This window comes from Pseudoalteromonas phenolica, from assembly GCF_005876835.1.
Classification (GTDB): Bacteria; Pseudomonadota; Gammaproteobacteria; order Enterobacterales; family Alteromonadaceae; genus Pseudoalteromonas; species Pseudoalteromonas phenolica_B.
Window position 1 is genome coordinate 295,533 of record NZ_PPSW01000007.1, and the last position, 14,015, is coordinate 309,547.

General features: G+C 37.2%; 10 protein-coding genes. 3 read left to right on the forward strand and 7 right to left on the reverse strand.

Going from position 1 to position 14,015, the window contains the following annotated elements:
* Nucleotides 1-157 precede the first annotated feature (157 nt).
* Nucleotides 158-2,191 (forward strand): ATP-binding protein, encoded by a 2,034-nt coding sequence (locus tag C1E24_RS05075; protein WP_138479338.1) that lies wholly within the window; start codon nucleotides 158-160, stop codon nucleotides 2,189-2,191.
* Between the two features lie 115 nt (nucleotides 2,192-2,306).
* The gene (locus C1E24_RS05080) at nucleotides 2,307-2,798 is read left to right on the forward strand and encodes a hypothetical protein (RefSeq protein WP_138479340.1); all 492 of its coding nucleotides are present in this window, start codon (nucleotides 2,307-2,309) and stop codon (nucleotides 2,796-2,798) included.
* A 49-nt stretch (nucleotides 2,799-2,847) separates the two neighbouring features.
* Here C1E24_RS05080 and rmuC read toward each other — a convergent pair whose 3' ends face one another.
* The 6 genes from rmuC to C1E24_RS05110 form a co-directional block, all read right to left on the reverse strand.
* On the reverse strand, nucleotides 2,848-4,311 hold the full coding sequence (rmuC, locus tag C1E24_RS05085) for a DNA recombination protein RmuC (protein ID WP_138479342.1): 1,464 nt from the start codon (nucleotides 4,309-4,311) through the stop codon (nucleotides 2,848-2,850).
* Nucleotides 4,312-4,376: 65 nt separating this feature from the next.
* Nucleotides 4,377-5,060, reverse strand: coding sequence for a response regulator (locus tag C1E24_RS05090; RefSeq protein WP_138479344.1), 684 nt, complete (start codon nucleotides 5,058-5,060; stop codon nucleotides 4,377-4,379).
* A gap of 14 nt (nucleotides 5,061-5,074) precedes the next feature.
* Nucleotides 5,075-5,275 (reverse strand): hypothetical protein, encoded by a 201-nt coding sequence (locus tag C1E24_RS05095; protein WP_138479346.1) that lies wholly within the window; start codon nucleotides 5,273-5,275, stop codon nucleotides 5,075-5,077.
* Nucleotides 5,276-5,504: 229 nt separating this feature from the next.
* Nucleotides 5,505-8,609 carry a DEAD/DEAH box helicase gene (locus C1E24_RS05100; protein ID WP_138479348.1) on the reverse strand — a complete coding sequence of 1,035 codons (3,105 nt, stop codon included), beginning with the start codon at nucleotides 8,607-8,609 and terminating at the stop codon, nucleotides 5,505-5,507.
* A gap of 156 nt (nucleotides 8,610-8,765) precedes the next feature.
* Complete coding sequence (locus C1E24_RS05105) at nucleotides 8,766-9,728, reverse strand: transcriptional regulator (RefSeq protein WP_138479350.1); 963 nt, start codon at nucleotides 9,726-9,728, stop codon at nucleotides 8,766-8,768.
* Nucleotides 9,729-9,738: 10 nt separating this feature from the next.
* A complete protein-coding gene (locus C1E24_RS05110) occupies nucleotides 9,739-10,977 on the reverse strand; it encodes an AAA family ATPase (protein ID WP_138479352.1) in 1,239 nt (412 codons plus the stop codon).
* Nucleotides 10,978-11,652: 675 nt separating this feature from the next.
* Here C1E24_RS05110 and C1E24_RS05115 point away from each other — a divergent pair.
* The gene (locus tag C1E24_RS05115) at nucleotides 11,653-12,867 is read left to right on the forward strand and encodes a replication protein A (RefSeq protein ID WP_130254783.1); all 1,215 of its coding nucleotides are present in this window, start codon (nucleotides 11,653-11,655) and stop codon (nucleotides 12,865-12,867) included.
* Nucleotides 12,868-12,876: 9 nt separating this feature from the next.
* Here C1E24_RS05115 and C1E24_RS05120 read toward each other — a convergent pair whose 3' ends face one another.
* Nucleotides 12,877-13,746, reverse strand: a complete 870-nt coding sequence (locus tag C1E24_RS05120; protein WP_138479354.1) for a DNA replication terminus site-binding protein — start codon at nucleotides 13,744-13,746, stop codon at nucleotides 12,877-12,879.
* Nucleotides 13,747-14,015: the final 269 nt, after the last annotated feature.

Below are 14,015 nucleotides of genomic sequence, written 5' to 3' on the forward strand. Positions count from 1 at the left end.
TTTGAGTCATATAGTTCCTTATCAGCAAAGGGCCCAGTCGGGCCCTTTTATCGTTTTAAGTAACCCCTCTGAAAACATGTAAAGGGCCTTTACACTCCACATTTCAATCACAATTTACGCTTAGTATTAAATAAATAATTCCCTTTTGAAAAGCCACATGAAACGTTTTACCTTGTTGTTAGCGGCTTGGGCCTTTAGTTTAAGCGCCACACCGTTAACATCAGAAGTTATTTCTGAAGCCAAAAAGCTCACCAAGGAAGGTAAACTCGATGTCGCATTGAAAACGCTCGAACGTGAAAAACAGTTAATTTTTCAACCTCAGGTTAATTTGCAAAGAGCTAAAATAGCCCGTGAGCAAGCGCAATATAACCAAGCCATAGAGCTTTTATTACCACTACTCACACTACCTGAACAAAGCCTAGAGTTCAGATATGAGGTTAATAAAGAGTTAGGTGTTAACTTCCGTCGAAACATGAATACAGATAAAGCGGAATATTATTATTTAGCTGCAAAACAAGTTGCGCTTTCTCTCAATAATAATGACCTTAAAGCGCAGTCAATGATCAACCTTGGTGTTTTATATGAAGCCCAAGGTGCATTTGATAAAGCGATGGAGCAACAAACTAAGGCACAAAAAGCGTTAGAAAGCTCAGAAAACAATGAACTAAAAGCTGCCAATTACTACAACCTGTTTGGTTTATCTAATATGCTGCGTCAAGGGACACAAGCGCGTTTTTTCCTTGAACAAGCCCTTGTTTACGATAAAAAAACCGGCCATAAACGCAATATAGCTTCAACAGCCCTAACGCTCGCACAACTATCAGCTAAGGAAGATGACTATCAAAACGCCATTCCTCAATTGAATGAAGCTATCTCGTTATTAGAACAGCTAAATGCCAATGAAGGCTTATCTAGTGCACATGGCACCTTATTCAGTATCTATGCAAAACAAAATAAGTTTTCTGAAAGTTTATGGCATGCCAAAAAAGAAAACGCTTATGCTGAAAAGACTGAATCTACAGTTCGTAAGTTTTGGTCATATATTCATTTGGCACAAGCCTACGTCCAACTTAAGCAACCAGATTTGGCAATCAATTACCTTGAGATGGCCAAACCGCTTACAGAGCAATTTAAATCTGCTTTTTTTGCTCATCAATATAATTTATATACCAGTGAGACTTATGCACAGAAAGAGAACTTTGAGCAAGCATATAAGTACCTTCTCAAGGCATCTAAAAATTACAAAGCTGTTTCTGAAAACAAAGAGGAGCGGGATACCGCCACAATTAAAAAGCGCTTGGATAACTTATTAAAGTCATTGAAACTTGCGCAGGAAGAAAAGAAACACGCACTAACAACCATAGAATTAGAAAATGAAACCTTGCAAAAACGCATTTGGTTATTAGCCAGCTTACTCATCTCAGTTGTGAGTGGTTTTATTATTTATGCTTACTATATAAAGCAAAAAAATACTCACTATAAGGCTCAAATGTATCAGCATAACCTTGAACAAAAGGAACAAATGCTTGCTGATATTTCTCATGAACTTCGCACTCCCCTGAGTGTACTCAAACTGCATATTGAAGCGCTCGAACATAACCTGATCGATGATAAGTTTTTAGCCTACGGCAAGATCAATGACAAAATTGCACAGCTTAATAATCTTATTTCGGATGTATACCAACTATCTCAATTGCAAAATAAAGCTCTCTATATCGATTTGCAAGAAGTCAATTTACACCAGCTTACGCAAAAGTTTATGTCCGATATTAAAGTACTGACAGAGCAAAACCAGCTTAGATTTATAAGTGACATCGACTTTGCTGCAAATACGGTATTGAAAACGGATCAATCAAAGCTCGTACAAGTGATACTCAACCTTGCGAAAAATGCTTGTCTCTACACGGATGCGCCGGGACATGTCAGACTAAAAGTAAGAGCAAATCATACCCAGGTGTTTATTCAACTCGATGATTCTAGCCCTGGTGTGAGTGATGAAGACTTACCAAGACTTTTTGATCGACTTTACAGGATTGACAAGTCTCGCTCTCGGGCCTTAGGCGGTTCAGGATTAGGGCTGTCAATTTGCCAAAGCTTAGTTCAGGCTTTAGGAGGAAAAATAGTACTTAAACATGGAAAGTCTGGCGGTTTGTGTGTTCAGATCACTTTGCCAATTAAGCGCAATACCTAAAGCTTCATAACTCAATTTGTAGGCTCTTCTAAGCCTACAAATTTACTCCACATTCACTCCATTTTTCTTCCACATTGGTTTGTTTTAATAATGCCATTAACACGGGAGAAAGAATATGTCTCAACCAACTTTAAAACATGGCGATTGGGCGAAAATCATTGAAACGCGCCAAAAGCAAAATAGTACCCAAAAATCACGAAAATCATCGTTCAAATTTGTCTCTATTGGGCTCGTCTTCCTGGCTATTTTTGCAGTTTTTTATTGGACTAGTTTACCTGCAACTCAAGCGCAAACACCACTGTCAGATGACTCGCAGACTCGTATTGCACGCTATTTTTCAAAACAATTTATGATGGGCACTTGGCAACTAGATGAAGTAAAGTTTAGTGAATACGGTGTTATCACACATGTTCGAGTACCTGAAAAGCTAAACATGGACGGTGACGTACTAAGAAATTACATACAGCACTCTCTTTGTCCGCCTGCAAGCAGTGTGATCTGGCAAGATGTTAAAACACATCCTCTGACTCTAAATTTATTTGTGTCATTGCAACGAAAAGGGCAAAAAGCCAAATGTAATAACCCTAATTCAAGACACAACAGTTAACCCAACAAAACTGAGAGAACAAAGGAGCCAAAAGGCTCCTTTTTTATTGCTATTCTAGCTCTAATCGAGCTTTTTCTTGCAAAGAATCTGGAAGCTCTTTAGTGACTGACACGCCGAGCTCTTTAAACTCTGAAGCTTGTTTGATTAAATTACCTTTGCCGGCATAAAGCTGAGAAAAGGCTTTCTCATAACTCTCTTTGGCTTTATCTAACTGAGTACCGACCCCTTCCATACTATTGAGAAAACCATTGAGCTTGTTATAAAAACGCTCAGCACGTAAAGCGAGTTCACGGCTATGCTTTGATTGTTCTTCAAAACGCCAAAGCTGTTTGACTATGTTAAGGCTGGTTAAAAGCGTAGTGGGTGTCGCAACTAAAACATTATGCTCTAACGCATGTTGATAAATGGCTGGATTATGTTTAACTGCCGCAACAAATGCCGATTCTATAGGAATAAACATGATCACCACTTCAGGTGAGTTGATCCCAGGTAGCTTTTCATACCGTTTATCGCCCAACTCCTTAATACGATCTGCCACAGCCTCATAGTGCTGGATTAAGGCGGTTTGCGCTTCAGCGTCACATTCCGCATTCACGTAACGAGTGTATGCATTTAATGATGTTTTAGCATCAATGATTAAGTGCTTTTGCTGGGGAAGGTAGACCAATACATCCGGTCTAAACTTGCCAACTTCAGTGGTAAAAGACGCTTCTCTTTTGTAATCATCACCCGCTCTTAAGCCCGCACTGTCTAAAACATTTTCAAGCATTAGCTCTCCCCAGTTACCTTGGGTTTTCTTCTGTCCTTGCAGTGCAGTCGTTAATTTATCAGCTTGTTCAGTGATTGATTTATTATTAGCTTGTAGGTGTAACAGCTCGGTTTTTAATGCTGCGCGCTGCTTCAGCTCTTCACTATGAATGGCTTCCATTTTGTCACGAAAGCCTTTTAATTCACCTTGAACTGGTTGCAGCAATTGACCAATTCGTTCTTGGCTTTGTTGTCCAAAACGCTGCGACTTTTCTTCGAAAATTTGATTAGCTAAGTTTTCAAACTCTTGTTTCAGTTGAGTCTTAGTTTGCTCTAAATGGTTAAGTTGTGCTTCTAATGCCGCTTGTTTTTGCTCTGATGACGCCTTTAATTCAGCTAACTCAACTGCAATGAGGCTTTTCTCTTGCTGTAGCGTTTGTAAATTTTGTTCACCCTGTTGCCAAAGCTTATGGAATTGTTGAGCCTGAAGTTGTTTCTCACTTAAGCGAGCTTGAGTTTGTTGAACTTGACCATGTAGCTGCAACTTATCATTTTGTAGCTGTTGCGCTAATTCCTGCTCAGTTTTGTGAGCTTGTTGCAATTGCGCTTGTTGAGCAGTGTGTTGCTCAAGTTGCAATTCAAGTTGATGGATTAAAGATTGTTTTTTTACAAGGCGTTGCCAAAAAAAAGGCAAAGGAGTAGCAACGACTAGGATGCCAACTATGCCATGCACCCAAGTTAATTGCGAGATAAATGAATCAATCATATCAACCTCTTAATATTATTATTAGGTTGATAATACCTTAGTCAAGGCGAGGGTTCACTAATGGGTTAAACTGCCGTGTCTATTTGCTGTTCATCAAAACGATACCCAGCCCCATATACCGAACCTACCAGCTTAGAAGATACACCTATTTGCTTAATTTTCTTACGGATATTTTTGATGTGGCTGTCTATAACACGATCTGAAATATCAAAGTTATCTGGTTGAATAAAGTCTAGAATTTGTTGACGAGAGAAAACACGACTAGGCGCTTTGTAAAGCAGTGCAAATATATCAAACTCAACTTTAGTTAACGGTAAAGCTTGCCCTTTAAGCTTTATCAATAGTTGCTCTTCATCCACCAGTATTTTTTCTGCTTTAGCCTCTAAAGGGGCACAGCGACGAAGAATAGCCCTAACTCGCATCACTAGTTCAGCAGCACTAAAAGGCTTACAGACATAATCATCAGCACCAAACTCAAGGCCTCTTAGCCTGTCAGCTTCAGCGACTTTTGCCGTCATCATCAAAATAGGCACCATTGAAAATTGTCTGATCTGCTTCATACATTCAACCCCATCTTGGTTGGGGATCATAATGTCCATTAAAATGGCATCAGGTTTATGTTGAGCAACCCAATCGACAACCTCTGCCCCATCGGCAATATGGGTGACTTCGAATTGAGCGGCTTTAAAAAATAACATCACCTGCTCGGCAATGTCATATTCATCTTCAACAATTAGAATATGTGGCATGGTTTCTTATTTTATTACTGAGTCTTTAGACATTTTAGTTGTTTAAGCTGAGCTTTAACACTTTGCTTTAGCTCATACGATAAAGTTTCATCAAATAAAAGCATAGTTAAAATGCTTGAAAGATCTTCACTACTAGCAACTTCTGAAAGCAAATCCTGATCACAAGGTGAAAGTGGCTCAATAAAACTTAATTCAGATTGTTGATAGCAAAGCATAATCGACTCCAAATCGGCTGTAATTAACTAAAGTAAGTAAGCGATAGTGTAATTAAAGCAACACAATGTGGATCAAATATGGAATAGAGTAAAAAGCATAAAAAAATGGCCAACTATAAGTTGGCCATTAAAAACAAGTAAGTTAAGGGGGGAAATAAAACAGTAATTCTGCATCACTGTACTTATAGACTGCCCTTTATCGAGTTAGTTCAAAATAATTTTAACTTTTTTAGCTTTGCAATAGTGCAAGCATTTGCTCCTCATTAAAACTATTGAAACTCATATGTTTATCATTAAATAAAGCATCAACCAGAGCCTGCTTTTGTTGCTGCATAGTAAACACTTTTTGCTCTATTGAATCTGCCATAATTAATTTATAGACAAAAACAGGCTTATCTTGTCCTATTCGATACGCTCTATCAGTCGCTTGATTTTCTACCGCCGGATTCCACCAGGGATCAAAATGGATCACTGTGTCAGCTTGCGTCAAATTCAGTCCTGTTCCACCCGCTTTTAAACTAATCAAAAACACGTTGCTCTCACCTTCCGTGAACGTCGAGATCACTTTGTCTCTGTGACGTGTTTGGCCAGTAAGCATACTAAATGTGATACCAAGCTCCTTGCAATGCGCTGCAATCAAATCAAGTACTGACGTGAACTGACTGAAAATAATCACTTTACGACCCTGCGTAAGCATTTCAGGTAGATGTTCTCCCAGCCACGCCAATTTAGCACCTACTTCGGAAGTTTCATTGTCGACTAATTTAGGGTGACAACAAATTTGTCTAAGCTTCAAGAGGGCATCTAAAAATGCCAATTTACTTCGCTCAACACCTTGTTCTTTAAAAAGCTCTAATAGCTTATTTTCTAGTTGTTTTTGTATATTTGAATATAACTGAGCTTGTATTGGTGCGAACTGTAACTCTTTCACTAATTCAGTTTTACTAGGTAGCTCGGTCGCTACTTGTTGCTTGGTTCGACGTAAGATAAATGGTGAAATAAGGTCTTTGAGCTCAGAAACACGACTTTGGTCTTGCTCTTTTTCTATAGGCTGCTGGAAATAACCTTTAAATTGCTGCTTTGTGCCTAATATTTCGGGCATAACGAAATCGAGCAATGATTTAAGCTCAAGCAAATTATTTTCAACGGGCGTGCCACTGAGACAAAGCTTAAACTGTGCAGACAATTGCTTAACACATTTAGAGACTTGCGCTGCCTCATTTTTAATGTACTGCGCTTCATCTAGTACAATCGAATCGAAATTGAGCCCTTTATAATACTCAAGATCACGTTTCAATAATGGATAAGTAGTTAAGATAAAACGTGCACCATGAAGGTTATTTAATACCTTATCACGTTGACTGCCGTGGACCGTCGTCAACTGTAAATTAGGCGCAAAACGCGCAAACTCATTTTGCCAATTTCCTACCAAACTCGTTGGACACACAATTAGGCTCGGCTTAGTCACTAAGGTATTATGCTGATTAATAAAGTAAGCGATAACTTGTAGTGTTTTACCTAATCCCATGTCATCCGCAAGGATCCCCCCAAGCTGATGACGATGTAAGAACTTTAACCAGTTTACGCCCAGCTCTTGATAATCTCTCAATGTAAATAAATCACTGTTATGATTACTTGGTTTCAATTGAGTTTGATCGGGGCTATTGAGCTCACTTAAATAGTCAAGCAGCTTCTTATCTTTACATTCAATGTTGAGCTCATCGATAGTAAATAGTTGCTTGATCACCGACAGAGGGAATTTAAATTGCGCACTTGAAGCGTAATAACTAAACCGGGCTTTTAAAGACATCAACTTGTCATAAGCCCGTCTTTCTAGCGCATAAGTATGTTTGGCAATTTCGACATAATAAAAGTGATTAGCAAGTGTATTTACTTCGAGTTCAGCATGTTTATCCCAGTCAAGTAAGACAGGATTAGAGTCGAGTAATACTTTACCTGAGATATGATGATGCTTGTCCCTTTTCAACAATAAAGACACTTTAGTTGATATAACCGAACTCGATTCAGTGATCTCATCTACCTGCCAACCTTTGCTTTGCAAGTGGCCTCTTATTTCATGGTTAAACCAATGGATAAATGCACCATCTTGTTGAGGCAAAACAAAAAGGTCATCTTCAAAACGTAAGCCTAGACCTAGTAAATATTGCTCAGAGCGTTTTAAAGTTTTGCTGATTTCTGTATTTTTTGCATCGGTCTTTAGCGATGAGATCAGCTTAAAGCCAAAATATGCGTCTGAGGCAACTAATTTAAGCTTTAAAGGTACACCTGATGACTCTAGCTCCGTTTGCGCACCATTTGGCATGCTGACAATATTATCAGCAAATACCTCTTGGAATCGCTTCACCACTTGCATGAGTTGATCATTCGGTACTGCAGGCATGGTGTTGATATGTGCTAGCTCTTGGGCACTGAGCGCACTATTGATTCGACCTATGGTATGTGTATCTGTATCCAAATAGAGCGGCGGATCAGTTTTGATAAGATGCCAAGTTTCGACCCCCTCAACCGACGCCACTAGTTGTGACTTATCATTCTTTTGCTGCCAGCTCAGCGCAAGGTTGGCCTGATGACCGAGCTTTAAAGGTGTTCTACTGTTTTGTAAGAAAAGTCGCTTTGTTTGTAAAAGCTGATTAACCGCTTCAAAGCCCCACTTGCCTGAAAGCTCATAATGACCTGGTGAGTTTTGCGAGCGAACCCAACTAAATAGTCTAAAGTCAGACTCAAGCAAGCCAGGAGGCGCTACAGGGCTATTTAACTGAGGTTCAGTCAACAGACGACCTAATGGATACTGACCATCGGGACGATAGGGCGACATTTTGGGATAAAGTAATAGTTCCTGACCAATTGGTTCGAGCGTGAACAACAAGACATTGTCAGTCTCAATAGATTCGCCATGCTGCAAACTTGCTAATTCATTAAACCAGTCATTCACTAGAAATGCTTCACCAAAGCCACCAGAATGCTCAACTTTTAGCTTGAGGAGAACAGCAGCAATGTGTCGACATTTAGCATTATTGGAGCAGGTACATTGCGCATCTACACTCGGGTTATTATTAACTTTGGTAATTTTGATATGTTGAGAGAAGGTATTACCAAAATTGCCAATGACTTGACTATCGATCGTAGAAAAGTCTTCGCTATGCTCTAAAAAACTAATTTGGGAATTATGAAGATACTCTTTTGCTTTAGATAAGAGACTACTATTGAAGTACTGCTTTAAAAAACGCTCAGAAAGGGGAAATTGAGTCGCTTGCTCTTGTTTTATTTCCTCAAAGAGAGCAAATAATTGTTCTTTAGATAACTGCGTTGACATTTAATTCGCGTAAAAATCAAATCATCCGTCCAGTATATGGAAATATGACCAACGAATAAACCTAATAAACTTTTTATAGCAAAAAACTTAACTGGTAAGACAAGATATAAATTGAACAATGAAATATAGGAATAAAAAAAGGGCCGAAGCCCTTTATCAATTATAAGTAGCGAGGAGCTTTTGTAATTGCTCTAAACGTTTATCAGTGATGACCTGATTATTAATTTTAATTGTTATGTCGCCACTTTTGTTACTTCTTTGCAAATCAATAAATTCATTGCTAAAGAGAGACTCGTTTCGGCGAACAGGTTGCTCAAAGTTAATCAAGAACTGTGTAATTTTGATAGCACGTTTCTCATCACTCATTTCTTCAGACATAAAAGATTGGTTACGCAAATCTTCTAACAGCAAGAAAAACATATCTTGATCTTTTTTAATTGCGTCAATTAATTTCTTTGCAGCCTCACGACCTAAGTGATTTGGCGTAGGGTAGTGTTGCAAAACTTTTAAAGGAATTTGTTCAAAAGCTTTTAATGAATCAGCGATTGCAGTGTGAGATACCCCTTCAAGCTCCGCAATCTCTCTGTAAGAGCCTTTCTTACCTTGAGCAATCAGTTCTTGCTTAGTATCAGCATAAGCTTGTCCTAGCTCCCACAGGCTAGGCGCTATATATTGATCGGAAGAAACCGCTAACAGTTTTGCATCTTCATCAGTAAAATCAGGAGAAGATAATACAACATAATCAGCATCAGCAAGTAAACAGGCCTTACGGCGTCTAGAACCAGATAAAACCCATTGAACATCACCTTTTGACCAGCACAATGCAGGGTGGAGGTTTCGTTGGTCATTTTTGATTGCTGGGAGAATGTCAGCAACTGATTTTTGTGAGAGCAAGCTTTGTTCACGGCGATTTTGACCGAATACTCTCGTTTGAGATTCAATATCACTATGTTTGATCACCTGACACGTCAAAGTGATCATTCTATTTGGATCACTCGGTGCCGGCATAGTTAATACTTCACCGACAGAAGCTTGTTCTAATAACTCATCTAAACTACTGGTACTTACAGGCGAAGCAAAAGGGTCTAAGCGAGTGTCATTTTTACGTTTTTTAGCCATGTAAAACCTATTAACCTTGTTGTTCTAGAGACGATTGAGTCGAAATCCAGTTTGAACGTATCAGCATTTCAAGTTCATCAACAACATCTTTGATATTTTCTTGAGATTTGATCAAAGATTCACGACTAGCAAGGCTATCTGATGTTTTTTGATCGAAGATCGTATTGAAAGAAGAGGAACTCGCTGTAATCGCAGAGCTATGATTGATTGGATAACTCATAACCTGGCGCCCAAAAGCACTACGAACATCTTTAACGATATCACGTTGTGAGTGATTACCTTTGACATAGTTGGTAACTAAAAACTGCATGAAATCCCAGCCATGGTGACCTAAAGCTGCAACTGTATGATAAATCTCACCTAAACGTTTTAGATATTTATTGTTTGCATCAAAGTCGACGGCTTCAGGGTGAACTGGTATAAGCATGGCTGTTGAAGCCATTAATGCGTTATAAAACATAAAGTTTAGGGATGGAGCAGTATCAATTAAGATAATATCAAATTGGTCTTCAACAGGCTTTATCACTTTCTCTAATAATTTATGATAATGACGAGTTTGTTCATAACTAGATGACTCTTTTAATTCAGTCGCTGTTTCATGTTCAAAATAAAAATCATCCATTCCTGATGGTAAAAGTCGAATATTAGGTATATGAGTCGATTGGAAAGCTTCACTAACAACATCGGACCAAACTTCACCTTCATCTAATTCAATACAATCACGCATAAGATCGCCAACAGTGATCGGTTCTGGATCTTGAGAAGGAAAGAAACTAGAAGAAGAACCTTGAGGATCGAGATCAATAATTCCGATACGATAACGTTTGATATTCGTTGTTGCTAATGCGGCTGCTATATTCACTAAAGATGTTGTCTTACCACACCCACCCTTTAAAGAATTAATAACAATGACTTGAAGTTTGTCATTTTCTTTACGCTGATCATGAGGAATACCCATAATTTCAGCCATAGCAAAAATATTGGATAGTGTGTAAGCATAATGCCCGTTAGCGCCCTTTTGAATGTTTAAATCATCAAAGTCACCTTGGTCATGTCTACGTTTTAACGTTCTATTGTTGCAGCCAAGTAAATCAGCTGCAGCTTTTTGTGTGTATGTGCGGAGCTCTTTTTCATCGCTTTTTAAATGAGCACGATAATGTTGGATCCTACCTTCTAAAGATTGTTCAGCAACTTCAGCTGTAGCCTTTAAAAGTTTATAAGTTGATAGTGCGCGAGTATTAATTGACATACATAATATCCTTAACTTTATGCTAAAGATTATAATGTCCATAACTTTAATAGTAAACAACAAAAAAAGAAGACATTTATAAATTGATTACATATAAAGAATAAATAAGAAGTTTAATTATGGTTAAAGTATAAGGTAATAAAGGTTAGATGAGTAAAACTTGCAACTAAGTAATTGATTTTAAATACTAATAGTGAAAAAGTGAGATCACTTTATTACGAAGTAAAGATCTGATCTTTATTAACTATTAGATCTATATTTTACTAACTTGAAAATCAGATTGAGACTTATGCACAGTTTGCAAACAAAATTGTTAACAGAAGTATGCTAGAGATCAGATTTTTACTAAGGTAAATCATGGAGTTATACACGGATCATTTATATTAAATGTTAAATTACTTAATAAAGATCTGATCTGTTCTTAGTACAGATCAGATCTTTATCAATATAGAACCAAGTTATACACAGCAAAAAACGAGAAGAAATAGGTTGAAGCCAGCAAAATATATGACAAATCGACGATGACTTAGTAAAATTTTGATTTGTTGGGTAAGTTAGTAAAAACATGATCTCAATAAAAAACATCTTCAGATCACTTTTTTACTAACTTTAATTATTAACTTTTGCTGTGGAATATGTTGTTATAGCATGTCGTCGAAATTTGGAAGTAAAACAATGAGCCGAAAGGTGAACATCTCAGTAGATAATCTACCTGATTCATTACGTGGGCAAATTCATGGAGTCGAAAGTGCTACCGATAATGAAAACTTAGCACTATTTACAGACAATAAAGATGTTCGCATCACTCTTGACAGTGCTGCCCATGAACTTCGAGCATATTCTAATACATTCAACCATTATGATCTTTGGGGTCGCTTTGTTCGTTCAGGTCATAAAAAGTTACCACTAGAAGAAGCACCAAAAAAAACAATAATCACTCGACGTATTTCAGAAAAAGTTGATGGTATTCTTTATGAAGGTGAGATAAAAATTACACCTGCCGTTGTGAGTACTAAGCTAGAAGGTGAAGAAGTTGAATGCCTAGTTTGGCCATCTGATCGTGAAGAAAAAGTTGAAAGGGCGTTAATTCGATTGGCGTCAAAAGGTAAAATTGTAAAAATCAATTTTAAGTCCGGTATTCAATATGCAGTGATTTTTTCTATGAATGAGTTGGCGCAGGAATTAAAAGCTGTAGGCCAATCTATGCCATATCCTCAAATTAAAGAATCGCTAGAAGCACTTCAAGGTTCGAAACTATCATTTAAATATTCAGCAACAGATACTAAAAACACAGATATTGATGATTCTTTCTACGAATCAAACATGAATTTTCTTTCTTCATTACACTTTAGTGGCAAAAAAGGCCAGGGTGGCAATGTAAAATGTGTTGCTTGTTTGAACGCTTTTGTTCATAACATGATCGATAACCTGGAATATAAAGGTTATTACTTCAACAGAGCACAAGAATTAAAGCGGGGTTTATCTCGTTGGATGATGCTTCGTTTATATCATTTATGGCGATATGCTGCGCCAGGTAAAACTTACCACTTCAGATTGCTTTCAATCATGGAAAAATATGGTTCAATTTATTCAACTGATGAGATAACAGAGAATAAATTGAAAGCATTGCGTCGAGATATGACTACGACAATGAAGGATTTGATCGAAAAAGGTGCTATTTCTGAATACGATATAACCAATGTGAAAGATGATAAAACTGGAAAAATTATCGACTACGTATATGAAATGCATCCTTCAGAAGAGTTTTGTGATGAAATTCTTACATTAAACAAACAAAACAAGAGAATTGAAATTCAAGGTGGAAAACGACTAGTTGAAGCCGTTGAAGTAATTGACGAGGATGTACTTGAAGAGATTGTAAAAGAGTAAATTTTTCATTTACTCTTTTTTTTCTAAATATATTCTATCGACCAAAAAGTTATATTCTCGCTTTCTTGGATCATTCACACTTGCATCATAATTGGGTAGGCTTCCCACTTTTAATTTTTTGCTTGGATTTAACATAATAAAAGGCAAAGCACCACTTACATGATATCTATTGGTAGCAGTAAAGCGAATATTTACTTCTGGTGTTACTCTAGTTGGTCTGCGTATTCTCAGTTTTGAGTCAGATTGCAAACTTTGGACTCGCAGCTTTTCAGTTTCTACAGCCTTTAACCATGATTCTTGATCTATAGCTCTTGGATTTGAATATTTAGAAGAACGATCTAGCATTTCTAGAGCCGCATCTTTGGTTAAGGTTTTTGTTGCGTGCTTTTTCATCCAAGAGAATCGAACCGAAAAAGGTGATTCAGACTCACTATGGATTTTACGATATGCAGCTAATGTAATTAAATTTGGAACTGCTGAATGAACGGCTTCAAAACGCGCATCATTATTAGGGATACTAAGAATTAATTCCTTAAACTTTGTCTTTTCAATGTTTATTGAATTGATCCTATTTTGTAAATGCTTGAATTTGTCTTCAACTAAAACAATGCCTGGATGGCGTGTTAAAACTTTACCACTTTTACCGGATTCTAAAAATAAATCATTGAATGAAAATATAATCTTTTTTAAAGCCTCATCACCCGTTAATTCATTTACAACAATTTTTTCAGGAGCAGTGTGTTCTTGCTCTTTATTATAGCCTGGCAGAGAGTAATAATTAGCTGAAATAATATTTGCTGATTCAAGTTCTTTAGAGAAAAGTTCTAAATGATTTTGCAGCAAATCGAATTGTGCTTTGATAAGAAAACTGATATTCATTTAAATAGTTTCTTTAAACATTTGAGTATGATGTGTTCTTTAATTATAACATAAAATAAGATCTTATAAAATTTATTCTTGTCTTGCGTTTTCGTGAGGGAAGATAGCTTTATCGCTATAGTCGAAGCCAAAAAGTACCTGTATTAAAAACTCTTAAACGGGATGGATGTATTTTTCAACAACAATAAATCTAAATATTGTTTAATAGAAGGTTGGTAGTTCAGATAGTTTCATTCTCTCAAAAATGCATAAAGAATATAGGTTATACG

Excerpts from the sequence above, each read along its gene's own strand:
- C1E24_RS05075 (WP_138479338.1), top strand. The coding sequence starts at position 158 with ATGAAACGTTTTACCTTGTTGTTAGCGGCTTGGGCCTTTAGTTTAAGC.
- C1E24_RS05080 (WP_138479340.1), top strand. The coding sequence starts at position 2,307 with ATGTCTCAACCAACTTTAAAACATGGCGATTGGGCGAAAATCATTGAA.
- rmuC (WP_138479342.1), bottom strand. The coding sequence starts at position 4,311 with ATGATTGATTCATTTATCTCGCAATTAACTTGGGTGCATGGCATAGTT.
- C1E24_RS05090 (WP_138479344.1), bottom strand. The coding sequence starts at position 5,060 with ATGCCACATATTCTAATTGTTGAAGATGAATATGACATTGCCGAGCAG.
- C1E24_RS05095 (WP_138479346.1), bottom strand. The coding sequence starts at position 5,275 with ATGCTTTGCTATCAACAATCTGAATTAAGTTTTATTGAGCCACTTTCA.
- C1E24_RS05100 (WP_138479348.1), bottom strand. The coding sequence starts at position 8,609 with ATGTCAACGCAGTTATCTAAAGAACAATTATTTGCTCTCTTTGAGGAA.
- C1E24_RS05105 (WP_138479350.1), bottom strand. The coding sequence starts at position 9,728 with ATGGCTAAAAAACGTAAAAATGACACTCGCTTAGACCCTTTTGCTTCG.
- C1E24_RS05110 (WP_138479352.1), bottom strand. The coding sequence starts at position 10,977 with ATGTCAATTAATACTCGCGCACTATCAACTTATAAACTTTTAAAGGCT.
- C1E24_RS05115 (WP_130254783.1), top strand. The coding sequence starts at position 11,653 with ATGAGCCGAAAGGTGAACATCTCAGTAGATAATCTACCTGATTCATTA.
- C1E24_RS05120 (WP_138479354.1), bottom strand. The coding sequence starts at position 13,746 with ATGAATATCAGTTTTCTTATCAAAGCACAATTCGATTTGCTGCAAAAT.